At 62.1% G+C, this 22,758-nt stretch carries 26 protein-coding genes; 12 read left to right on the forward strand and 14 right to left on the reverse strand.

Annotated elements, in window-relative coordinates; translation table 11 throughout:
* Nucleotides 1-141: 141 nt before the first annotated feature.
* The 4 genes from FGF80_RS04190 (at nucleotide 142) to FGF80_RS04205 (ending at nucleotide 2,596) form a co-directional block, all read left to right on the forward strand.
* Nucleotides 142-327: a CbtB domain-containing protein gene (locus tag FGF80_RS04190; RefSeq protein ID WP_006184475.1), complete on the forward strand. Its 186-nt coding sequence runs from the start codon at nucleotides 142-144 to the stop codon at nucleotides 325-327.
* Complete coding sequence (locus FGF80_RS04195; RefSeq protein WP_006184474.1) at nucleotides 327-1,109, forward strand: CbtA family protein; 783 nt, start codon at nucleotides 327-329, stop codon at nucleotides 1,107-1,109. Before FGF80_RS04190 ends, FGF80_RS04195 begins: the two co-directional genes overlap by 1 nt.
* The gene (locus tag FGF80_RS04200; protein WP_006184473.1) at nucleotides 1,106-1,438 is read left to right on the forward strand and encodes a (2Fe-2S) ferredoxin domain-containing protein; all 333 of its coding nucleotides are present in this window, start codon (nucleotides 1,106-1,108) and stop codon (nucleotides 1,436-1,438) included. Before FGF80_RS04195 ends, FGF80_RS04200 begins: the two co-directional genes overlap by 4 nt.
* Nucleotides 1,439-1,525: 87 nt before the next feature.
* On the forward strand, nucleotides 1,526-2,596 hold the full coding sequence (locus FGF80_RS04205) for a quinone-dependent dihydroorotate dehydrogenase (RefSeq protein WP_006184472.1): 1,071 nt from the start codon (nucleotides 1,526-1,528) through the stop codon (nucleotides 2,594-2,596).
* A gap of 38 nt (nucleotides 2,597-2,634) precedes the next feature.
* Here FGF80_RS04205 and FGF80_RS04210 read toward each other — a convergent pair whose 3' ends face one another.
* The 8 genes from FGF80_RS04210 to FGF80_RS04240 all read right to left on the reverse strand — a co-directional run bounded on the left by FGF80_RS04210 (nucleotide 2,635) and on the right by FGF80_RS04240 (nucleotide 8,620).
* On the reverse strand, nucleotides 2,635-4,242 hold the full coding sequence (locus FGF80_RS04210) for a hypothetical protein (RefSeq protein ID WP_238705343.1): 1,608 nt from the start codon (nucleotides 4,240-4,242) through the stop codon (nucleotides 2,635-2,637).
* 2 nt (nucleotides 4,243-4,244) lie between these two features.
* Entirely contained in the window at nucleotides 4,245-5,003 is a 759-nt protein-coding gene (locus tag FGF80_RS04215; protein WP_138652380.1) for an ABC transporter ATP-binding protein, read from the reverse strand.
* A 142-nt stretch (nucleotides 5,004-5,145) separates the two neighbouring features.
* A complete protein-coding gene (locus FGF80_RS04220; RefSeq protein ID WP_175416977.1) occupies nucleotides 5,146-6,030 on the reverse strand; it encodes a hypothetical protein in 885 nt (294 codons plus the stop codon).
* Entirely contained in the window at nucleotides 6,027-6,767 is a 741-nt protein-coding gene (locus FGF80_RS04225) for a hypothetical protein (RefSeq protein ID WP_138652384.1), read from the reverse strand. Before FGF80_RS04225 ends, FGF80_RS04220 begins: the two co-directional genes overlap by 4 nt.
* Nucleotides 6,764-7,624 carry a hypothetical protein gene (locus FGF80_RS04230; protein ID WP_138652386.1) on the reverse strand — a complete coding sequence of 287 codons (861 nt, stop codon included), beginning with the start codon at nucleotides 7,622-7,624 and terminating at the stop codon, nucleotides 6,764-6,766. Before FGF80_RS04230 ends, FGF80_RS04225 begins: the two co-directional genes overlap by 4 nt.
* Before the next feature lie 15 nt (nucleotides 7,625-7,639).
* Nucleotides 7,640-7,771: a hypothetical protein gene (locus FGF80_RS19745; RefSeq protein WP_269150343.1), complete on the reverse strand. Its 132-nt coding sequence runs from the start codon at nucleotides 7,769-7,771 to the stop codon at nucleotides 7,640-7,642.
* Entirely contained in the window at nucleotides 7,761-8,216 is a 456-nt protein-coding gene (locus FGF80_RS04235; RefSeq protein ID WP_138652388.1) for a hypothetical protein, read from the reverse strand. The genes FGF80_RS19745 and FGF80_RS04235 overlap by 11 nt, the downstream gene beginning before the upstream one ends.
* Nucleotides 8,216-8,620, reverse strand: coding sequence for a hypothetical protein (locus FGF80_RS04240; protein ID WP_238705344.1), 405 nt, complete (start codon nucleotides 8,618-8,620; stop codon nucleotides 8,216-8,218). The genes FGF80_RS04235 and FGF80_RS04240 overlap by 1 nt, the downstream gene beginning before the upstream one ends.
* Before the next feature lie 112 nt (nucleotides 8,621-8,732).
* Between FGF80_RS04240 and FGF80_RS04245 the strand changes: the two genes are divergently transcribed.
* Both FGF80_RS04245 and FGF80_RS04250 read left to right on the forward strand, forming a co-directional pair.
* Nucleotides 8,733-8,936, forward strand: coding sequence for a hypothetical protein (locus FGF80_RS04245; RefSeq protein WP_138652390.1), 204 nt, complete (start codon nucleotides 8,733-8,735; stop codon nucleotides 8,934-8,936).
* A 15-nt stretch (nucleotides 8,937-8,951) separates the two neighbouring features.
* Nucleotides 8,952-10,802: a DUF4365 domain-containing protein gene (locus FGF80_RS04250; RefSeq protein WP_138652392.1), complete on the forward strand. Its 1,851-nt coding sequence runs from the start codon at nucleotides 8,952-8,954 to the stop codon at nucleotides 10,800-10,802.
* A gap of 455 nt (nucleotides 10,803-11,257) precedes the next feature.
* Here the strand turns inward: FGF80_RS04250 and FGF80_RS04255 are convergent, their stop codons facing one another.
* From FGF80_RS04255 to FGF80_RS04265, 3 genes are all read right to left on the reverse strand, one after another.
* Nucleotides 11,258-11,497 (reverse strand): hypothetical protein, encoded by a 240-nt coding sequence (locus FGF80_RS04255; protein WP_006184468.1) that lies wholly within the window; start codon nucleotides 11,495-11,497, stop codon nucleotides 11,258-11,260.
* Between the two features lie 180 nt (nucleotides 11,498-11,677).
* Complete coding sequence (allB, locus tag FGF80_RS04260) at nucleotides 11,678-13,045, reverse strand: allantoinase AllB (RefSeq protein WP_138652394.1); 1,368 nt, start codon at nucleotides 13,043-13,045, stop codon at nucleotides 11,678-11,680.
* A gap of 136 nt (nucleotides 13,046-13,181) precedes the next feature.
* Entirely contained in the window at nucleotides 13,182-13,562 is a 381-nt protein-coding gene (locus tag FGF80_RS04265; protein ID WP_138652396.1) for a hypothetical protein, read from the reverse strand.
* 149 nt (nucleotides 13,563-13,711) lie between these two features.
* On the opposite strand from FGF80_RS04265, the gene FGF80_RS04270 reads away from it, so the two are divergent.
* From FGF80_RS04270 to FGF80_RS04280, 3 genes are all read left to right on the forward strand, one after another.
* Nucleotides 13,712-14,701 carry an NAD-dependent epimerase/dehydratase family protein gene (locus FGF80_RS04270; RefSeq protein ID WP_138652398.1) on the forward strand — a complete coding sequence of 330 codons (990 nt, stop codon included), beginning with the start codon at nucleotides 13,712-13,714 and terminating at the stop codon, nucleotides 14,699-14,701.
* 491 nt (nucleotides 14,702-15,192) lie between these two features.
* Nucleotides 15,193-15,690 carry a helix-turn-helix transcriptional regulator gene (locus tag FGF80_RS04275; protein WP_138652400.1) on the forward strand — a complete coding sequence of 166 codons (498 nt, stop codon included), beginning with the start codon at nucleotides 15,193-15,195 and terminating at the stop codon, nucleotides 15,688-15,690.
* A 226-nt stretch (nucleotides 15,691-15,916) separates the two neighbouring features.
* Entirely contained in the window at nucleotides 15,917-17,824 is a 1,908-nt protein-coding gene (locus FGF80_RS04280; protein ID WP_138652402.1) for a DUF7282 domain-containing protein, read from the forward strand.
* Between the two features lie 152 nt (nucleotides 17,825-17,976).
* Here the strand turns inward: FGF80_RS04280 and FGF80_RS04285 are convergent, their stop codons facing one another.
* Entirely contained in the window at nucleotides 17,977-18,480 is a 504-nt protein-coding gene (locus FGF80_RS04285; RefSeq protein WP_006184461.1) for a DUF7344 domain-containing protein, read from the reverse strand.
* Between the two features lie 348 nt (nucleotides 18,481-18,828).
* Nucleotides 18,829-18,990 (reverse strand): DUF7563 family protein, encoded by a 162-nt coding sequence (locus FGF80_RS19970; RefSeq protein ID WP_007109247.1) that lies wholly within the window; start codon nucleotides 18,988-18,990, stop codon nucleotides 18,829-18,831.
* A gap of 603 nt (nucleotides 18,991-19,593) precedes the next feature.
* Here FGF80_RS19970 and FGF80_RS04295 point away from each other — a divergent pair.
* From FGF80_RS04295 to FGF80_RS04305, 3 genes are all read left to right on the forward strand, one after another.
* Nucleotides 19,594-19,926: a winged helix-turn-helix domain-containing protein gene (locus FGF80_RS04295; protein WP_138652404.1), complete on the forward strand. Its 333-nt coding sequence runs from the start codon at nucleotides 19,594-19,596 to the stop codon at nucleotides 19,924-19,926.
* A gap of 220 nt (nucleotides 19,927-20,146) precedes the next feature.
* Nucleotides 20,147-20,422 (forward strand): PadR family transcriptional regulator, encoded by a 276-nt coding sequence (locus FGF80_RS04300; RefSeq protein WP_006184458.1) that lies wholly within the window; start codon nucleotides 20,147-20,149, stop codon nucleotides 20,420-20,422.
* A complete protein-coding gene (locus FGF80_RS04305) occupies nucleotides 20,423-21,610 on the forward strand; it encodes a DUF1616 domain-containing protein (protein ID WP_138652406.1) in 1,188 nt (395 codons plus the stop codon).
* A gap of 216 nt (nucleotides 21,611-21,826) precedes the next feature.
* On the opposite strand, the gene FGF80_RS04310 is transcribed toward FGF80_RS04305, so the two are convergent.
* Nucleotides 21,827-22,363 (reverse strand): DUF7344 domain-containing protein, encoded by a 537-nt coding sequence (locus FGF80_RS04310; protein WP_006184456.1) that lies wholly within the window; start codon nucleotides 22,361-22,363, stop codon nucleotides 21,827-21,829.
* Nucleotides 22,364-22,758: the final 395 nt, after the last annotated feature.

The raw sequence follows: 22,758 nt of genomic DNA on the forward strand, positions 1-22,758 counted from the left end.
CCGTTCCGACGGGTATATCCCAGTTATTCGTGATATTTATCCTGCGTGCTTCCCGAGCCGTCGGGAGGAGTGGCGCTCGTGGCCGCCGCGGGACGATCGGTAGTTTTACAATTGCAGTTTCAGTAGGGAAAACTGACTTGCATGACGACGACTGAAACCGTTCACGATCGGATCGGGACCGCACGCGACGAACTCACAACTGGCCAGTTGCTGGCCGTCTTCGCGTTCGTCGCAGCACTGACGTTCGTGCTGCTGTTCCTCCAGGAGCCGCTGGCCCACGACTCGATGCACAACTTCCGACACGCCGTCGGCGTCACCTGTCACTGATGCTCGTCGACTATCTCGAGCGGGGCGTGCTCGCCGGGGTAATCGCGGGACTCGCGTACGGCCTTTACATGGCGCTGGTCGCGAACCCGTTGCTCGGCTACATGGAGACGGTCGCCGAGGGTGGCGAGCACGGTGACCACGCTTCCGCCGGCGAGCACGCCCATGCCGCCGGCGAGCACGCACACGAGGCGGGTGAGCACGCCCACGCCGTCAGCGAAGCGACGACCGCCGCCGTGAGCATCGGCGGCGGCGTCCTCTGGGGAATCCTCCTCGGTGGCGTCTTCGCGCTCGCCTTCTACTTCCTCGAGCCGGCGCTGCCCGGCCGCGGGCGGGTCAAGACCTACGTGCTTGCCGGAGCCGGCTTTCTCGCCGTTTCCCTCGCCCCGTGGCTGGTGCTGCCGCCGACGACGCCGGGTGCCGAACAGGCGTTCGATCCCACGTTCCGGAGCGCACTCTACGCAGGCATGATGGCCGTCGGCGCGGTCGTCGCCGCCGGATCGATCTACGGCTACCGGCGCGTTTCGGCTCGGAGCCGGCCGATCGGAGTCGTGACGGCTGCAGTCCCGATCGTGGCGCTCGTCGCGATCACCGCGGTCGCAGCGCCGACGATCGTCGAGATCGGCGCGATGCCGGCGGAGTTAGTCGCCGCGTTCCGCGGGATAACCGTGCTGAGTCAGGCCGCGCTCTGGGCGCTCGTCGCCGGCTGTTTCGGCTGGCTCCAGACGCGAGCCGGCGTACGACCGGCCGCGGAGCGACGCGACGACCTACTCACGAGTCCATGAAGGATCGAACCGAAGAACACCGCGACCGCCTCGACGCGCACGTTTTCGTCTGTACCAACGACCGCGACGGCGAGTACGCGAGCTGTGGCGCGGTCGGTGCCGAGGAGACGGTCACGGCGGTTAAAGACTGGCTGCGGGAGCGCGACGCCTTCTGGACCGCGGTCTCCGTCAGCGAAACCTCGTGTCTCGGGTTGTGCAGCGAGGGTGGAACCGCGATTTCGATCCAGCCGCGAAACACGTGGTACTCGGACGTGACACCCGAGACCGTTCCCGACCTGCTCGAGTCGGAGTTCGGTCCGGACGCGGACCGAGTTCGCGACGAGGGGTAACCGGCGGCGAGGGGCGGCGGTGGCCGGTCGGACCCGGCCTCGAGCGCTTCGGGACGTTTACCTGTCGCCCGCCCCCATGTCCCGGCAATGACGCTGTACTCGCGGGTTCGCCCCCTCGCGTTCAAGCTGCCGGCCGAGACGGCCCACGAGCTGGGCAAACGGACGCTCCGGGCGGCCCAGTCGACGTGGCCGACGCGAACGGCATTAGCCTACGCCTACGGATACGACGATCCGGCCCTCGAAGTCGACCTGTTCGGCACGACGTTTCCGAACCCGGTCGGCGTCGCCGCCGGTTTCGATAAGAACGCCGAAGTGACCCACGCGCTCGCGGCGCTTGGCTTCGGCTTCGTCGAGATCGGCACCGTCACGCCGTATCCGCAGGCGGGCAACGATCGCCCTCGACTCTTCCGGCTGCGCGAGGATGAGGCGATGATCAACCGAATGGGGTTCAACGGCCAGGGGATGGACCGCGTCAAATCCCGGCTCGAAGCCGACGGCACGCCAACTATGCCGCTCGGAGTCAACGTCGGGAAGATGAACTCCTCGAGCGAGCGGGAGGCGATCGAGGACTACCGGCGTGTTTTCGATCGGCTCTCGCCGTTCGCCGACTACGTCGTCGTGAACGTCTCCTGCCCGAACACGCCCGACGAGTTCGACGAGGGATCGCCCGAGCATCTGCGGGCGATCTTCGAGACGCTCGAGGCGGAAAACGACCGAAACGTGCCGATCCTGGTCAAGATCGGCCCCGACGAACCCGCGGAATCCGTATTCGATCTCGTGGACATCGTCCAGGAGTTCGACCTCGACGGCATCGTCGCGACGAACACCTCGACGAGCCGCGAGGGACTCACGTCCCCCCGACGGGAGGAATGGGGCGGACTCAGCGGAAAGCCACTCGCGGACCCCTCGACGGCCGTTATTCGGTCGCTCGCGGACTACACCGACGGGGACCTCCCGATTATCGGCGTCGGCGGGGTCGACTCGGCCGAAAGCGCCTACGAAAAGATCCGCGCCGGTGCCTCCCTGGTCCAGTTGTATACCGGGTTCGTCTACCAGGGCCCGTCGACCGCGACGCGGATCAACCGGGGGCTGGCAGCGCTGCTCGAGCGCGACGGCTTCTCGTCGGTCGAGGACGCGGTCGGTGCGGGCCTCGAGTGAGCGGCCCCGCCGTCGAATCTCGTGTCCGCGTAGCGCCGTCAATCGAAGTGGAACTCCTCGACGCGACGGACCGCGTAGGCTGCCGAGAGCAGGCCGACGATCGCTGCGAGCGTACACGACGCGATCGTTCCGCCGATGCGGACGACGGCCTGCGACGGGCCGATGGCCGACGCGATCGCGCCGGCGACGAGAGAGTTGTGGGCGGCGAGCGTCGGCATCGCGACGAGGAAGACGACCAGCGAGTAGGCCGAAAACGCCAGCGTGCTCGGGACGATCGCCTCGGTGCTCCGGGAGACGCTGACCTCCTCGAAACGGGGGAATAGCGCGCCGATCCCGGTGGCGATCGGACCCGCGAAAACGGTGAGTACGAGCGCACTCACGGCAAGCGTGACGACTGCCCCCATCGAGTGGGGACTCGCTATCCCGAGTCCGACGACCGTCACGAGAGTCACCGGCCCCACGAGGAGCATACCGGCCACGACGTGTCCGACGACGAGCGCTTTGCCGGGGGCCCTACTCAGGAGCGTCGCCGGGAGGGCGGCCCCTTCGTTCCCGACGACGTTGAGCGCGAAGAGCGCGCCGGCGATCCAGGGACCGAAGCAGACGATCCAGATCGGGAGCCCCCGGCCGATCGTTCCCGTCTGGACGGCGTTCATAATCGGGTTGATCAACAGAAAGAGTGGGTAGAACGCGAACGTCAGCGTGATCGGGGCCCGCCGCGCCCGCTTCCAATCCGCTGTCGCGACACCCAGTACCGGCTGTGGAAGGAGTCCCGAAAGTCGACTCGCCGTGGACGACGATCCGGGCTCCGCTTTGTGCTCGATGTGAACGCCGTCGGCGTACCAAATCCCGGCCGCGAGTCGCGGCAACGCGGCGGCGTTCACCAACAGGAACGCGCCACTCGCGAGCAGCGCTCCGGCACTCCGACCGATCGACGCCGCCGACACTGAACCGACGAGCGCGAGGTCGCCGTACCAGCCGATCGGCGTCGACTCGAGGAGCCGAGACAGCGGCTCGAGCACGGACGCGAACGAGTGCGTGAAGATGACGCCGAAGTAGGCGATCACGAGCAGCCCGAACACGACCGACCGGAGTCGGGTCAGCAGTGTCGATCGAACGCCGGCGTTTCTGATGACAAGCGAGACGAGGAAGCCAGTCGTAAGCGCCGTCGCCAGCGTCGTGCAAACGGTGAGAAAGAAGGGTGGTGCCGACAGCACCGATCCGGTCCCCGCAGCGAACAGGAGTGACCCACCCACGGCGATCAGGATGGCAGGAGCTCCCCAGACGACGCATTCTGCCAGCAGCAGGCCGGCAAGCAGCTCCCGGTGAGAGACGGTCGTCAGATAGCCCTCGAGGCGGTCCGGGCGGAGCGCCGTCGCGTACGCCCGATAACCGCCGAAGCCGGCGACGAACAGCCATGCGTAGACGAATCCGAGCCGGGTCAGCGACAGCGGCGTTTCGATCTCTCCGGACGCGACCCGCGAACCGAAGAGGTAGATCCCGAACAGCCCACCGAGTCCCAGCGGGATCAAGAACAGAACCGAAATCCAGATCCCGATCAACTGGGCCGTGTTTCCGGACAGGACCCGCCAGCGGCGACTGAGTTCGAGGCGGCCGATCGTAACGACGTGTTCTCGCGTGCCCATCGTCACTGTACCGCCGCGCCGTGATCAGTCGTGACCGCGAGGAAGACGTCCTCGAGCGTCGAGTCGGACTCGCTCTCGACCTGCCGAGTCAGGGTCTCGGGAGCCCCCTCGGCGACGATTCGGCCGTCGGAGAGCACACCGACCGTATCGGCGAGTTCCTCGACGACGGGGAGGATGTGCGTCGAGAGGAAGACGGTGTGACCCTCGGCGGCCATCTCCGCGATGGCGTCCATGACCGTTCGGGCGGCTCGCGGGTCGAGTCCGCTCGTCGGCTCGTCGAGGAAGAGCACGTCGGGTTCGTGCAACAGCGCCTGGACGAGTCCGATCTTCTGGCGCATCCCCTTGGAGTACTCGTCGATCCGTTTCCCGGCATCGCCGTCCAGGTCGAAGCGCTCGAGCCACGCGTCGATCCGCTGCTTCGCCGCCGAAGCGGGGATATCGCGAAGCCGTGCGAAGTACTCGAGCTGTTCGTATCCGGTCAGTTCGTCGAACACGGGCGGGTCCTCGGGCAGGTAGCCGATCGCGTCGCGGACTCCGTCGCGGTCGGTCACGGGGATGCCCACGATCCTCGCCTCGCCCGCGGACGGCCGAGTGAGGGTCGTCAGCATCCGCATCGTGGTCGTCTTGCCCGCTCCGTTCGGGCCGAGAAAGCCGTAGACGGTCCCCCGCTCGACGGCGAAGTCGACGCTCTCGACGGCGAGCGTGTTGCCGAATCGTTTCCGTAAATCGGTTGCCTCGATCGCTAACTGGGTGGCGGACATCGGGTTATCTCCGTCATGTTATCAGTTGTTGGTAATACGATTTCTTTATTCAGTCTGCACCGCGAATGTTTGTCGGGCGATTCATCGTCATTTGTGTATTTACTCACGGGCGTAACTAGTTCTTTCTATCTGTTTCCTGATACTATTCTTCGAGCGGTTTCACCCGGAGTTCGCCGAAGCCGTATCGGGAGTGCGACCCGACCCGCGTGAGGCCGTTCTTCGCGGTCTCGACCGGGCGGTCGCCGAGGTACTTCACGACCTGTCCGTGGTCCACCGTCACGAGGTCGAAGACTTCGCGTTGCTCCAGTATCTTCTCTTCGCGGAACCGGAGATCGTCGCGGTTCTCGGCCCACCACCACGGGACAGGACGGTCGTTCGTCTCCGGGTACTCCGACTCCAGCACGAACGGCGTCACCAACTCGATGAGGTACGTCTCCGCGCCTTCGAGCCGCGAGTAGTCCAGTTCCTCGAGGTCAACCATCTGTGTGTCCTTCAACTCGACCTCGCCGTAGCCGTAGTTGCGCTTCCCGCCGAACTGGATGCCCTCCAGCACGTCCTCGCCGAGCGAGAGAACCGTCGGGTCATCAGCGTGCAGGTAGGCGTGAACGTACCACTTCGTCGTCTGCTGTTGCTTCCGCTGGTCTTCCCGGCGGCCCATGATGGTCTCGTGAGCCAGCGCCGGGTGGCCACCGTGGACGCGGAGATCGTGCGTGTTCAGCGCGTCCCGAGCGCGGGTGTCCAGCATCCACGGGTGCATCGCCTCCCGCTGGAGAAACAGGTCGTCGTAGGCCTCCACGTCCGGCAGGCCGCTCCCGAGGTACGGGCGGATACCCGACTGACTGTGTTCCTCGGGGAACGTTCCGAACTGACCGGGAACGAACACTCCGTGACTCACCGACAGCGCCCCGTGCGTTTCTACGTCGAGATGCTGGCCGAGGGCGTGCAGGATGGCGTTCCCGCTCACGTAGTACGGGTGGCCGATGTAGTCCATCCGCAGTTCCCAGAGGACTTGCTGAATCTCCGTCATCGGTCTGGCCTCCACTCGGCGTAGTCCTCGATGTACTGGAGTGCGGTACTCCACGACTTGATACGGCGGAGATTGGCGTCGAGCGTCATGTCGTACTTGTCGCGGTCGGTATCGAGTGGATGCTCGATCAGCCGGTTCCACGCCGACGCCCACGACCGCCACGGGCGGCTCCCGAGCCGGGCCGACGGTCGTCCGCTGTGGTCCGCTCCGATGCGGAGTGCGAACCGCTCGCCGTCGAAGACGGTGCGGAAGGGGACGACCTCGCCCGCCTGATCAACGATGAGCCGGAGGTCGGCGAACTCGTGGTCAGCGCGGTAGTTGTCGAGGAGCGCCGCCACGAGGAGCGTGTGGTATTTGAGGCTCGTGTACGGGTAATAGACCGACTCGTTGAAGGCGGCGGCCACGTCGGACGCCAGCCACCGCTCGTGCGCGGTCTGAGCGTCCTCGATGCCGATGAGGTCCGACACTTCGCTCTCGATGGTCGCCCGCGAAAACTCACCAGGGTCGTAGGCCGTCTCGCCGGTGAGCAGGGAGATCCGGTAGTGGTCGTCGTGGGTCGGGACGGTCTGCTCCTGCTTCTGCTGAGGCCGCGAGAGCGCCGCGGCATCGCCGTCCGCGCCCTCGGGTACCGACTGGTTTACGGGCACGCCAGCGAACTCCTTGCGGGCGTCCTCGTGGCTTTCGCCGGTGAACTTGTGCGCGTCGTGCCGGAAGGCGGCGAGCATCACGTTGCTCATGGTCCCTCCTTGATCCGCTCGGCGAGCGCACCCTCGAACTCGTGGAGATGGTTGTTCTCCCACTTCTCGTTCTTCTCCTCCATCTTCTGCGTCTCGCCCTTGCCTCGGTCGAAGACGCGGCGGAGTTCGGTCTCGTTGTAGAGCGGGTTCACGAGTTCGCAGTCCACGATTCCGCCGCCGAAGTTCCGAGCGCCGCCCAGCTGGTGCATGAAGTCCGTCTGGTGCGCGTCGAGGTAGTCGATAGCTTCGGCGAGCAGGGCGATGAACTCGGGTTTGGTCTCTCGGAAGGAGAGGTGCCAGCACCCGTCGAGGTTTGCCACGGCGTCTACCTCAGCGTTCCTGAGCGGCTCGCGGTTATCCCCCCGATTTCGGGAAACGATGTTCCGGTTCAGCCGCCGGTAGTGGCCTTCAGCCTGCCCTCGCGTGTAGTCCACGCTGGAGCGCACCGGCGAGAACTTGATGGGCCGCCGCATCACCTTGCCGGGACGGTTCCCGAACCCTCCGAAGAGGTCGAGAATCACGCACCCGTTGCCGTCTTCGTCTTCGAGACAGTCACCCTTCGGGTGATACCCGGCATCGAGATCGCGGGAATACACGTCGTCCTTGCGGAAGTTGGCGTTGGACTCGCCGGGGTGACAAGCGGTGCCGTCCCGTTCTTGCACGACTTTCTCCATCCCGTGGCGAAGCCAGCCCGACAGCGAGAACGCGGGGATGATGCCCCCGATCTGGTTCTGCGGGTCGTCATCCTCGTAGTTGCCGTTGCTGGCGTGATGACGGTCGGTCATGATGCTGTCGTCGATGATGAGCAGGTCCGAGCGGATTCGGACAAACACGTCGCGGAAGTCGGATTCCTTCATTTGTGGGTAGTATCGTCAGCGTGCTTCGAGCGCAGACTCCAGCGTCTCGATGGAGCCATAGGCGACCGCGCCGAGGCGATACTCCTTGTAGGTCTCCCCGTCGCCCGTGCGGACGATGCGGGCAGTCGCGCGGGCGTTACTCGTCATCGTCGTCCTCCTCGATGTCCTCGTCACTCGCGTTCTCGTATTCTTCCTCCAGCTCGTCGAGGAGATCTTCGGCGTCTGCAAGGATGTCTCGGGCGTACTCGAAGTCCGAGCGTCCAAGCCCTTCACCGACGGTTCCCTCCTCGATGGAGTCACCGAGAGTGAGGAACGAGGAATGGATGAACCGGACTGTGCGGAAGAGTTGCATCTTCGGATTCTGGTTGTCGAGGACGCCGATCCGCTGGAGACCGTCCCCAACATGTTCGACGTACTCATCGAACCGCGTGACCATCAGCCAGAAATCGTCTTTCACGGCTTCGTCGTTCTCGATTGCGTAGCTGATTCGGTGAGCGTGCGGAGCGACCTCTTCGGTGAAGAACGACTGGGTGTTGATAGACATCTCCTGTCTGGCGATCCGCTCCCAGTTCGGGCCGTTGTCGCCAGACATCAGGCGGACACCCCCGTTTTGATGATGCGTGCGAGCACCTCGAACGGGTTTTCGTCGTCTGCGTAGTAGTGGTGGTCCGCCCAGTCACGGTCATCCACTTCGTCACGGACGAATTTCACGTACTCATCGACGGAGCGCCCGTTCAGATCGAATCGCTGGACGAGTTCTCCGTTCTGGACGCCAAGAACCGTCTCGTCGAACGTGCGGTAGACATGAGATGCACCGGCAGTGTCCTCGCCCAGCTCGATGTAGTCTGGGCGAACACAACTCCGTTTGAGAGCGATGCCTTCAATTGAGTTCGGATTTGTATTCTTCATGCTTCGGTTGGTCCCGAAGCGCGGTCGGGCGTGCACCAACACGCCCCGGCCAACTTCTGACCGGTGTTCCGCGCTTCTCAGATACATCTCAATACGCTATCCACTTAATACTTAGCATCATAGCAAACTATTTGCTATGGTGCAAATTTAAATTGCTATGATGCTAACGTAGAAGTACATGGTCTCTGAATCACTGGATATGAGCAAATACCGCGCCATTATGACAACGACCGACCGGGAGAGGATTACCGGTAAGGCTGATGTGTCTGATGAAAAAAGATACCAAGCAATCCATCGCGTCCGTAGTAGAATCGAAGAATTAGAGACAGATGTTGAGGTTCTTTCAGAACATCACCCAGAACTCCTCAAAGAGCTACGAGAGGTCGTGTGTGACAAGGAATGATGTACCACTTTATCTATGACAAAACGTAGTGATAACCAACGGCTCGATAAGCGTGGAGAAGCACACCTAAATCTACAGTTTGAGCAGTACGTTGTCAACGCATACGAGAATGACTTCGGCATCGATTTCGAGGTTAACCTAACGACTGAAGACAATGTTGAAGACGAGGATCTCCAACGAGTCACTGGAGAACACTTCTTTATTCAACTAAAATCATCAGAAGGCTTCGACAGTGACGATTCCGTTTTCACGGACCTGAAAACCACTCACATTCAGCAGTACTTGGACCAACCTCTTCCGGTTGTCCTCGCTATATACGACGACGAACACGAGGAAATCTACTGGCGGATCGTACAAGAGTTCGTCTGGGACCAACTGTCTCAAGAGAACGAGAGTTGGAGAGAACAGAAGACCGTCCGTATTCGAATTCCACGATCACAGAAACTCACCGACTACGACCGCCTCGAAACCGCCATCCAGCGGACACAAAACCGGATTATTCGAAGTCAGTCACGAGATTTGTCTCTCGGTGAAGGGCTCTCATTCTCCCCCGATGATTTCACTGAGCTTGAACGACAGCGAGAGAATGACCGGTTAAGCTACCGCGGGCTGACACTCCTCAAAGCGCGGCAGCACCTCAAGCGCGGTGACTTTGACCAGGCCGAACAGTCTATCAGTGAAATCTCCGAGTCAGACCATGATGATCAAGCGAAGGTGAAGGCCCTGTTCATGGAAATGATGCGTCGGAACCCGGCGCACGCCGATGAGGCACTCGAAATCGTAGAGTATGCACAAAAGGCAGAGGAGCTCGCGCAAGAACTTGATTTAGAAGTCGATGAACTCATAGCAACTGTGCATAAGCACGTTGCTGGACTCTTTGTCATCCTCGAAAAGCGCGAGGAAATGATGTTCACTGATGCTGTTCAGAGTCTGGACGGGTTCGGGGTCTCGGATTACGATCTTTTACGCGATATGGAATCCCGAGACCTGCTCATTGGAGAGATGCGCGCAGTTGGAGCAATCAATCGCGCACTCGCTACGTTGCTTGAGAATGATTACTATTACGAATATGCAGTTTCTCTCTCGCCAATTATTGACTATCTGTCCAACCGTGTCATGGTAAATACACTATCTCCGAAAGAAGAGTCCGGCGGCGACAACGAGTTGAATCCACTCGTTGATCAGGCCGTCCAACTTGCGGACTACATTCCTGAACCAGAAACTGAGTTTAATCTCCGAAAATCTGCTGCCATATACTACTATCATACGAATAATCCAGATACCGCAAAGGAACTGCTGAAAGATGCCCGGGATCTCGCTGAAGAAATTGACGATCACGTTCTGGTGGAGGACACAAAGGAACTGCTACAACGAATTGAGGACCAGCCAGACCCTTACGAACATTCTGATAACGGTGATGACAGGGACTCAGTCAAAGACCGAGAGGAAGCAGCGAAGCAGATTCTCGAACTACAAGGCATCGACGTAGATCTTGATAGTGACTCAGACACCGGTGAGTATGACCCGATGGAAACAGCTGCTCGACTCGGTATTGAGGATGCCGACCCGGAAAGGTACTATCGACATTGCGAGCATCTTCACTTGGCCTATAGTCCGAGTTATTTCGGGAGACTGACGGGCGTCGGCTCGATCGGGACGAAAACGCTCTGGTGTGAACATGGCGGCGGGATGTCAAGTACAAGCCTCACGCGTATGTTTTCAGCTTTTCAAGAGGAATATTGCGAAGGATGTGAGTATCACTGCCCGAGACCCGAAGATTGGGAATTCACAGATGAGTTCGCTGATCAACAAGTTAATGACCCCGAGTTTCAGGAATTCATTGAAGCAAGAGATGGAAAATATTGACGAGTTCTTACTTTGGCGGACGGGATACGACAAGAGTTTCCCGATATGGGGTTACAGTGAACGGGAATACTGGGCCTTCTACTTTGACAATTATCGTGATAACGGAGAATGGGAAGAGGCACTCGAAAAGGCCGTAGAGAAGGATATCGTGACCATATACATCAGCGAACGATTTAATGACAAGTCTCACCTCTGAAACTTAGCTGAGAACCGATAGAGCAGAGTGTGCCGTCTGCCCGACAATATCAACTAAGACACCCACGCGACTCCCAGCTCTCAACCCAATTAACATAAATCAGACAATTATTCGTCGATGTTCTAAAGGGTAGTTTGAGTGCCTCAGACATTGACTGATTACCGAGGTGCGTTGCTGAATAGAATCGGCGTGTTTTCAACTACTGTTATGGAACTCGTTACTCGTCGAATCGGTCCGCATGTCGTTGACGACGATCCGATCAGCCCGGCTCTGGATCGTCGATCGCGTCGTCGAGTCCGTGGTGTTCCGCGGGGCCGACGACCTCGTCGGTCCGCTCCTCGCCTCGCAGTTCTCGCGTGCGCGGTCCCTCTCGTTGGGGTTCGACGACGGAGTCCGCCTCGCCGCCGGTGACCGAAAGAAACACCGACCGGAGCTGTTCGGTCTTGTCCGTTTCGTGCGTTTCGTCGTCCTCGTCGGCCTCGGTTCGTTCGTTACTCATGACTGCCGTTCCCTACTGGGACCGGAGGGTCGGGGTGTGAATATAAACCGGCTGCCACTTTCACGACCTGAAAACGCGCGTGGGCGACGGTTCCCGAACGGGCCGACACCCCGAGACTTGCCGACGGATTCCGTGAACGGAACGCCGTCCGCGGCCGATGAGCAGCGACGAGACGCCCGTTCAGTCGACGTCGACGCGCGTTCCGTACCCGGACTCGCCGACGACCGTCCCGTCCTCGGCCACGACGTCACCGCGGACGACCGTCGCGATCGCTTTGCCGGTAAACGTCTCACCCTCGAACGGCGTCACGCAGTTTTTCGAGTGCAGTTCCGTGCGGTCCGCGAGCGTCCACTCCCGGTCGGGGTCGACGATCGTGAAATCGGCGTCGGTCCCGACCTGGAGCGATCCTTTCTGCGGGTACATCCCCCAGACCTGGGCCGGCCGCGTCGAGTGGCGTCGCACCCACTCCTCGAGCGTGAGCCGTCCTTGATCGACGAACGAGAGCATGACCGGAATCTCGGTCTCGAGGCCGACGAACCCCGAGATCGCGTCCCAGGTGTTGCCGAAGGGGTCGTCGACTTTCTTCTCCGTCGGGGTGTGGGGCGCGTGATCGGTCGCGATACAGTCGATCGCACCCTGATCGATGCCGACATCCCAGAGCGTTTCGCGTTCCTCGGCGTCCCGGATCGGCGGCTGAACGCGCGCGACGTTGCCCTTCTCATGCATGACGTCCTCGGTGAACCAGAGGTAGTGGGGGGTCGTCTCGGCGGTGACGTCGACACCCTGGTCCTTGCCGCGGGCGACGGCCTCGGCGGCCGAGCCGGAGGAGACGTGGAACATGTGGATTTTCGCGTCCGTCTCCTCGGCAAAGGTGATCATCCGCTCGACGGCCTCCTGCTCGGCGATTACGGGCCGCGAGTGGGAGTGATCGATCGGCTCGTTTCTCCCGTCGGCTTTGAACCGCTTCGTGTAGTGCTCGATGATCTCGCCGTTCTCCTCGTGGAAACCCAGCCGCTTGCCCGTCTCGCCGATTCGCTCCATCGCCTCAAGGATCTCGCCGTCGTTCGGCGGCGGTACGTCGCCGACGGTCGACCCGAGGAAGATTTTGAACCCGAGCGCGCCGGTTTCGTCGATCTCGGGGATCAGATCGAGGTTCTCCGAGGTGACGACGGCGTAGCTCTGGAAGTCGACGTGAGCCGACGCCTCGCCGCGCTCGAATTTGAGCTCGAGATGGTCGGGCCGGTCGATCACCGGGTCCGTGTTCGGCATCCCGACGACGGTCGTCACACCGCCGGCCGCCGCCGCGCGCGTCGCGGACTCCCAGTCTTCCTTGTACTCGAGACCGGGTTCGCGGTTGTGAATGTGACAGTCGACGATGCCGGGAACCAGCACGTTCCCCTCGGCGTCGAGGACGCGGTCGGCCTCGGGAAGCCGATCGCTCCGACCGACGGCGACGATGGTGTCGTCCTCGACGGCGACGCCCGCGTCGGGTGTCCGTCCCGCGGGCGTGACGACGGTACAGTTGCGTACGACGAGGTCCACGGTCATTACCGTGGGGTTGCCGAGGACCGCGCATATAGCTTCCCCAAACGGACCGCTCCATGGTAGCCCTCGCAGCCGGAACGTGTCCGCGTGGTCCGCGTCCGGTTTGCGAGTGTCGGATGTGAGACCGCTCCGAATTCCCTCAGTCGGTCGATTCGGACGGCAACTGCTCCTGATAGGCGGCTCTGACCGATGCCGGGGCGCGATAGTCACGCCGTTCCGCGAGGGCCGTCGCAACGATCAACAACGCGAGTAACACGGCGGCTATCGACTTCGAATCGGTCGGATCGACCCGGTCCCACGTGCGGTGGAGCCAGAAGAGATCCGTCAGTACGGACGTTCGATGGAGTTCGGACAGTCGCTCCGCAGCTATCGGACTGATCCAGTGAACGTCGGGGAGCATCGCCCACCCTCCCCCTAGTAGAATCACCGTTCGCGGATACCGGTCGGTCGGAACGAGATACGTGACGACCAGCGTCGTCATCGCCGCTCCGAACGCGAAATGGCCGATGGCGATCGACATCTATCGGAGGTGTCGGCCGTCGGACGGATACGTTTTGCCGATCGGCGTCGACATCGGGGCCGTAAGCGATCATTTCTCCTCGAGCAAGCACTCGCACGACGGCGGTACGAGTGCGATACTAAACAGCGGGGGACTGGTCGTGAGTGGCAATGGACTCGAACGCGATCCGTGACAGCACGGTCCTCGTGACCGGCGGTGCGGGCTTCATCGGAAGTCACCTCGTCGAGGCTCTGGCCCCCCACAACGAAGTCAGAGTGCTCGACGACTTCACGACCGGCGATCGCGCCCACCTGCCCGACGATGTAACCGTCGTCGAAGGCGACGTTCGTGACCCGATCGCCCTCCAGAAGGCGGCCCGCGGCGTCGAGGTGATCTTCCATCACGCCGCGCTCGTCAGCGTCACCCAAAGCGTCGACGACCCCCGCCGGAGCAACCGGACGAACCTCGAGGCGAGCCTGTTGGTCCTCGAGCAGGCCCGCCAGGAGGACGCGCGGGTCGTCGTCGCCTCGAGCGCGGCCGTGTACGGCCACCCCGAAACGCTGCCGGTGCCGGAGACGGCATCGACGACGCCGACATCACCGTACGGCGTCCAGAAGCTCGCGGTCGACCAGTACGCTCGCCTCTACGAGGACCTGTACGGGCTCGAGACCGTCGCGCTGCGGTATTTCAACGTCTACGGACCGCGACAGCGCGGGCCCTACAGCGGGGTGATTTCGACGTTCCTCGAGCAGGCGCGGGCGGACGAGCCGATCACGGTCGAGGGCGACGGTCGACAGAGTCGCGATTTCGTCCACGTCAGCGACGTCGTCCGAGCGAACCTGCGGGCGGCCACGACCGACGCGATCGGTGAGGCGTACAACATCGGGACGGGGCAGCGAACGACGATTCTGGACCTCGCCGAGACGATACGGACGGTCACGGGCACCGACTCGACGATCGTCCACCGCGAGCCCCGCTCCGGCGATATCAGACACAGTGGCGCGGATACGTCGAAAGCGACCCACCAACTCGGGTTCGACGCCACGGTCGGTATCGAATCGGGTATCCGGTCGCTGGTCGGCGACGATCGATCCGACCCGGCCGACGCGGCGACCGACATCGCCCTCGAGTCAAACCGAAGCGACGGGTCGTATCGCTGACACGGGCGACCGGTACGCTCGTGGCCGGCGGTCGCGCTCGACTGGGTCGCAGTACTTACGCGTCTCGTCCGTTGCCGACGGGCGACGCGCAAACACCGACGCAAGCGGCACCGGACCGGCGAGTCGCTCGGTCGTGTCCGATCTGGAGAGAATCACGCCAACGTTTTTTTACCGGCTAAATCCGGAGTGAATCCGCGCTAACCGTTCCAAACGTCCGGTTGCGTTTATTCAGTCTGTCGAGCAAAGGCCGCCTATACCATGCCCGGCGAGTGTTACAGCAGTCGGTCCTTGCATCGTGCCGGCGTTCCGCCGCCGCGCGAGGCTGCCCGTTTCGGATCGACGGCGGAAACCGACACGTTGGTTGCGTTGAACTCACGGGTGTCGTGAGATACCGGAAACATGCTAACAGAATATGTATTATAAAAAACAATTTGTGGACCGATCACGACGGTACAGGACATGAATCACGTGACGATAGACTGTTCACAGCCATGAGCAGCCGACGACGGGGTTCCATGCTCCGCGACGCATACTGGTCGTCGTGCGGTGGTGCAGTCGCGTCCACGATCGCCGCGAGTTCGTGGGCCGGGGTTCTCCCGGGAGTGGGTCGGCCGCTCCAACTGGATGGGGATGCCCATCTCGCGGCCATAGCCGGTATGATCGCGCTCGCAGTGCTCGGGGGAATACTCGTCGCTCGCAACCGATACGAGGAGCCGACCTCGGCGGCGGCGGACTCGGAGCCGAGCCGCGAGGAGTTCGTAACCGACCGGGAGCGGGTACAGCAACTCCTTCGGGAAAACGGGGGGCGGATGAAACAGTCGCAGATCGTCGATTCGGTCGACTGGTCGAAAGCCAAGGTCAGCCGCCTGCTCGCCGATCTCGAGGACGACGGCCGGATTACGAAACTGCGGCTCGGACGGGAGAACCTGGTCTGTCTCCCGGGTCACGAACCGACGGCGTCGAAGTCACCCGAACAGGTGAACGACTAGCGTCGGCACCGGTCCGACTACCCTTGGGGCGAGATCGACCGACGGCGGTCCGGCATCCGGCGGTCGGCAGGAGGCGAAAACGAGGGCGCGGCCGTTCCTATCAGCAATCGTTGGTTTCCGCTCGCGAAGAGGCCGATGGTGGGCCGTAGTATTCGATTTCGGAGCGTAATGGTTCTGCTGGTTTATCCGCCGAAGGAACGACGGGATGGATGCCTTCACGGCAACTATGAACGCACGCAATCAGTTACTCGTCGTACTTACCGCGCTGATGGTCGTCAGCTCTGGCGGGGCGATGGTGGCAGCCGCAACGGGCGGTGACACCGTCGAACAGGGCGACAACGTCAGCGAGGACGAGTACGAGGAGACAGACATCGAATCGGCGGACGAATCAGTAGCCGAGAGCGAGAACCGATCGGACACGGCGACCGGACTGCAGGACAACGCGTCCGAGGACGGTGAGATCGAGCCGGATACCGAATCCGACGATCAGCAGGCCGCGTACGTGACGTTTAATGACCAGGAGATCGACAACGATACGGTCGTCGTCGAGAACGCCACGCTCGCGAGCGGCGGCTTCGTGGCGATCCACGACAGCAGCCTCCTCGTCGGCAACGTCGTCGATAGCGTGATCGGCGTCTCGACGTACCTCGAGGCAGGCACGCACGAGAACATCGAAATCACGCTCGACGAGCCGCTCGAGGAAGACGAGACCCTGATCGCGATGCCGCATCGCGACACGAACGACAACGAGACGTACGACTTCGTCGAGACCGAAGGACAGGCAGACGGGCCATACCTCACGGCCGATAACGAACCGGTGACCGACGATGCGGAGATCACCGTCGATGGCGTGGAGGACGAAGCGCCCGTCGACGAGGAACCAGTCGACAACGAGACCGACGAGGAACCGGTCGAAGAAGAGCCGGTTGACGAGGAGCCGGTCGACAACGAGACCGATGACGAACTCCCCGTCGAAGAGGAGCCAGTCGACGAGGAGCCGATCGACAACGAGACCGACGACGAGCCGGTCATAGAAGAGCCGGTTGACGAGGAGCCGATCGACAACGAGACCGACGAGGAACCGGTCGAAGAAGAGCCGGTTGATGAGGAGCCGGTCGACAACGAGACCGACGACGAGCCGGTCATAGAAGAGCCGGTTGATGAGGAGCCGGTCGACAACGAGACCGACGACGAGCCGGTCATAGAAGAGCCGGTTGATGAGGAGCCGGTCGACAACGAGACCGACGACGAGCCGGTCATAGAAGAGCCGGTTGACGAGGAGCCGATGGATCAGCTGCCCGTCGATGCCGATGACCGTCCGGTCTTCGTCACGGTCGAGAACCTCACGGTCGAGGACCTAAACGCCGAGAACACGTCCGTTTATGTTCTCGTCCTAAGTGACGATATCGATACCGACAACCTGCCGGACGAGATCGACAACATCACCGAGGAGCCAATCGATAACGAGACCGACGACGAAATTGACGAGGAGGAAGCTGACGACGAACTGCTCGACAACGAGACCGACGACGAAGCTGATGACGAAACCGACGACGGACTATTCGACAACGAGACCGACGACGAAGCTGATGACGAAACCGACGACGACGAAACTGACGACGGACTGTTCGACGACGAGACTGACAACGAAACTGATGACGACGAAGCTGATGACGACGACGTGACGGCCGAGTCCTTCGAGGTGAGTGATCTCGAGGCCCCCGAGAGTGCCACGGTCGGTGAGACCATCACGGTGACGGCGACCGTCGAGAACCCGAGCGACGAGGAACGCACCGAGACCGTCCAGTTCCGGCTCGAGGGTGACCTGGTCGCCGAGCAGAACGTGACCCTCGACAGCGGCGAGAGTGACGATGTCGAGTTCGAGGTCGAGACGAGCGCGCTGCAGGCAGGGTCGTACATCCACATGATCCTCGCCGATCAGTCCGGTGAAGTCGCGATACTCGAACTGACTGAAGAGATCGACACTGACGAGGATGACGTGGACAGTATCGATGACGAAACCGACGACGAACTCAACGAGACGGACGAGACCGATGAGGACGATCTCGACGACACGGACGAGATCGATGACGACAACGAGACGAACGACACCGACGACGGCTTGACGGCCTAACCGAGGAGACTCCAACGGACAGCGCGTCTTTTCGCGCCGTCGCAGGCGATACGGCGGCGGTGTGCGTCGACCGGTAGTCTATTTCTTCGCCGCTCGTGCTGCTCCTCGAGTGCCGCGGCAGTTCTCACGGGACGCGAACACAGCTGTGAGGCTCACCCGAGCAATCGGTAGAGACTGCTCGCGGCGACGGCAAGGAAGACGAGTACGCTCGAGAGCACTGGATCAACGCTCGAGATGACGGGGAGATCGAGTCCTGCCAGCGCGATGATGGCGAGGCCGAACACGCAGAGTCCGAGGTGGAACTGTAAGACCCGCGAGTGATCGGTGGTGTGGCCGTCGACGTACCGCAGGACTCCCTCGAAGTGACGGCCGGACTGAATCGTCTTCGCGTCGGAATCGTACTCGATGACGGCGTCCTCCTCGAGTTGGGGCAGATGCGTTTGTTGGAGGGAAACGTAGACGCTCTTGTAGAGGTTGTTCGGCACGGGCGTCGTATCGGATTCGGTGGCGGCGATCTCGGTTGCGACATCGGAGACATCGATCTGCCCACCCTCTTCCGCAAGCAGTTGTACGATCGCGCGTCGTCTGTCGTTGCCGAGGATGTGAAACACGTCGCTCTCCTCGAGCGGATCAGTTCTGTCCGTTTGGACTGACATCGATCAGGGAAAAGGGACGGGAGTGTTCGAGGGGCAATCCACCGCCTGTGACCATGTCTCCCCAGTTCACTCACCACTAACTTTAACTTTTGCAGGTTACGTAGTCGGTCGGTGCGAGCCGCGAGCACGAGTGGCGCGGCCGTCCGGGTAGGGAGCGGATACAGTCCGCGACGGCGCTCTCTCGAGAGCGGTGTCTCCCGCGGCTGGAGACGGATGTCGCTGGAACGAGCGAGGAGCGTGGACGATCGAGACCAGCAGCCATGCTACCGGGTCGGTGTCGATGAGATGGAGCAAAAGGCCGGATCAATCGGCGTCGGAACGTCGGCACCAAACGGCCGATAGCGGTGGTCAATCACCCGGGAGGTGCCCGCCGGACTGCATCTCCCGATACGTCGTACAGGACGGACAGCCGTGAACGATGTCGCCGTTGTCACCGAAAACGCGAGCGAACTGCTGTGTGACGTGTGTCCCGCAGTTTCGACAGCGGGCACCGGCTGTCGACGATTCCATGGGCTTCCAGTCGTGTTGTGTGGCGTTCATGGGTTGTGGGGGTGTGTACTCGGACGAGTCGCGCTCGAGCGGGCTGCCGGTCGGGACCGATCCGTGTCGCCCGTGGTCCCGGCGGCCGGCGCTGTCGCCGATCCGTCGCGATACCCGTCCGGGCATCATCGAACCAAGGGGAGCAAACGCGAATAAAGGACACAGACCGTTCACCCTGAACGCGGGCTCGAGAACCGAGAAAGCACTTCTTTATGCCCGGTACAAGGGCTCATACCCCTCGAAACGCGCGTTCGAGAAATCGATCGACAAGTCGTATCAACCCCAGTTCAGCCGTGTTAGGCGGCAGTCGGCTCTCAAACAGGGATTGATCCGTCCAGGGACGGGCCGAAAGTCGTAGTTTCCCGATCGAAATACGATTTTACGTCGTGCAGCCGAATGGCGACAGGGGATAAGGTACATCGTTATAAAATACCACTATCGCTTACCGATTTTCGTGCCGGAATGTAATGGTGGAATCCCCGACAGTGGTGGCCCGACCGCCGCCCGTCTCGTATCGTCACCTCTCGCGCAGAGCGAACGGACCCTGCCCGTCCTGGACGGGTGACCACGACTATGTCAACGCAAGCGAGTAACACGCGATCGGAGTCGACTGCCGACCACGCGGCCCAGCTCGACGTCCTCGGGGACGACTGTGCCCGGACGATCCTCATCGCGACGAGCGAGGGCCCGAAGACGGCGAAGGAACTGACCAAACGAACGGATAGCTCCTCGGCGACCGTCTACCGACGAATCAACAATCTCCTCGAGAGCGACCTCATTGCGGAGTGCGTGCGGTTCGATGACGACGGCTCACATACGACCGCCTACGAGGCGACCGTCGATGTCCTCCGCGTCCGGATCGACGCCGACGGGATCGATGTTGCAGTGTCGGACGGCGACGAGTAATCCGCGACGGATCGAGGTGACATCGCTCGGCCCGTAAACGTACGCCGGTCGATCACGCTACGGTGTCGCTCGAGCGCGGCGACGATCCGATGGACAACAGCGCGACCGGTCGTCGAACGAGTACTTTCGCTCGAGTAAGCCCGTTTAAATCCAAACGGTGACGCCTGTATGATACGGATAACAAATATCTACTCAGTAGAACGGTCAGTGTGATTGAGCAATGCACGATCTGACCGGCTTCCAGCGCGATCTGTTGTACGTGATCGCAGGTGCTGACCGACCGTCGGGCCAGACCGTTAAAGACGAAGTCGAGAAGTACTACAGTTCGGAGATCAATCACGGGCGGCTGTATCCGAACCTGGACACACTCGTCAACAAGGAGTTGGTCGAGAAGGGACAACTCGACAGACGAACGAACTACTACGCGATCACCGAATCCGGTCGGCAGCGGATTCAGGAGCGCCGGGAGTGGGAATCACAGTACGTCGACTTCTAGGTGCTCGAGTGCGATCGGAGCGGTCCAGCGCCGGCCCGACGGAGCGCCCTGCTCGTCGTCCAACCTCGAGCCGAGCAGCAGCCGGTTGCGATCGGTAGCACGGCCATAACAAAGAACCGGAAAGTGGTTGGATCCGACGAGAATGCCACGTGTACTGTTCGTGCGGAGATCAAACGCCAACCAGCGGCCAGTGGATCGTCGATGAGCCACGAAACGAGTCCCTGGACTCGGTTCGGAGTCGTTCGTCGCTATCCCGTCGACCTCGCGGTCGTCTCGATCGGTGCGGTCATCGCCTACGTGCTGGTGACGGTGGTGGCGAGCGAGAGCAGCCTCCGGCTGTTCGTAACCGTTCCACTCGCCCTGTTTCTCCCGGGCTATGCGCTCGTCTCGGTCCTCTTTCCGGCCGACAAGCGGGAGGCACGCGAGACAGCAGCGACGGCCGCCGAGCGCCGACCACGTGGGATCGACGGGACCGAACGCGTGGGGCTGGCGTTCGTCCTTTCGCTAGCGGTCGTGCCCCTGATCATCTTGCTGCTGCCGGTCCTTGGACTCGGACTGACGACGACATCGATCGCCGCAGCTCTCGGGTTCGGAACGGTCGCCGTCGCACAGATCGGCGTCGTCCGGCGACTTCGGGTGCCGGACGGCGACCGGTTTACCGTGTCACCGCTCGCGAGTTTCGTGACGAGTCGTGGCGACGGACCGACCGCGACGGCGTCGTCGATACTGCTCGTGCTGGCGATCGGGACGGCGGTCAGCGCATTGCTCGTCGCGTTCCTGCTTCCCGTAGCGGCGGGCGGGTTCACCGAACTCGCGCTCTACAGCGAGGACGAGGACGGCGAAGTCGTCGCCGGCGAACTCCCCGACGAGATCGAGCCCGGCGAGTCGATTCCGCTGACGATCGCCATCGAGAACCAAGAGGGTGCCGAGCGGGACTACACGGCCGTCGTTCAGCAACAGACCCTCGAGGACGGGACGGTCGTCGACCGGACGGAGGTACGCCGGATCGACGCGACCGTCTCGGACGGGGCGACGGGGACCGGGGAGCGGACGATAACGCCGACGGCGGCGGCGGGCGAAACGGTTCGAATCAGCGTCTTGCTCTACGAGGGCGAACCGCCGGCGACGACGACGAACGGGAACGCCGACGAAGAGACCCACTTCTGGGTCACGGTGACCGAGGAGTGAACCGCGTTTCGGGATTGGCACCCGTAGCGGAGCCGCGAGCGTCCCGTCGGAACCGGGTCCGGACTCGAGGGGGGATGAGTGGGTCGCCGGTCCTCGGCTCGAGCGCGGGGACAGTGACTGAGGGGGAAAAGCAGGTCACGACGAGCGGGGACGACGGTATCGTCCCGACAACGAGAGGGTGACGGCTACTGCGTGGAGAGCGGACACTGACGTTGGTTAACGGCTCGGACGCCCGATCGGGAGATCGAGTCCCGGGCGACGCGAGACGTACTGTGCTGCCGAGAGCCCGAGAACGACGACGCAGACTCCCAGTGCGACGACCGGTGCGATGGACGTCGTTAGCGGGCCGATCGCGAGCGCGGAGAGCGCGAACGCGACGAGGCCGACCGTCGCGACGGCCGCGTAGAGCCGGTGCCACGACCGCCGGTCCTCGAGATGCCGGTCGAGGTAGGGTTCGAAACGGTCCCCGCTCGGCAGGAGTTCGATCTCGTGGCCGTCCGGGTCCCAGTCGACGATGCCGTGATCCTCGAGCATCGGCAGGTGGGTCTGGTACAGCGAAATGTAGACCCGCCGGCGCTGTGTACGGGTCACGTCGTCGGGGTCGGCGTCGTTCTCCCAGGCAGCCACCTGCTCGACGAGCGGTGCGAGATCGCAGGTCCCGCCCTGTCGGTTCAGGTACTGGACCGTTCGCCGTCTGCGCGCATTGCTGAACACGTCGAACAGTTTCGCTTGCGTGAGTTCGCTGTCAGCCATGTGTACCCTCCTCGTATCGGATCGGATCCCGGTCCCGTCTGACGGGTGGAGTCGGATTCCTCACAGCACACGATGCCAGACTGTGCCACTTTACTATCGCTCTGCTACCCGCCCGAAATGGTATTGTACCAGTTAGCGGCCGTGACTGACGCCTTATTCGACGGTTCGCGGATCGACACCGGTTCGAGCGGCCGGTCGCGATCCCACGGAGCAGGGGTCCGCCGACCGTCGATTGGCCGTCTCGTCGACGCTGTAGTTCGGGGCTACGAGGCCTGCAGGCCGGGGATAACAAAGCCTCGTTACCGGCTGTTTGAGCACGATTGCCCACGCGGGTATCGATTCACTATGACAGGAATACGCGACCGATCACGATCTCGAGTAGCGGATCGAACGGA

It is taken from the genome of Natrinema pallidum, assembly GCF_005890195.1.
Classification (GTDB): Archaea; Halobacteriota; Halobacteria; order Halobacteriales; family Natrialbaceae; genus Natrinema; species Natrinema pallidum.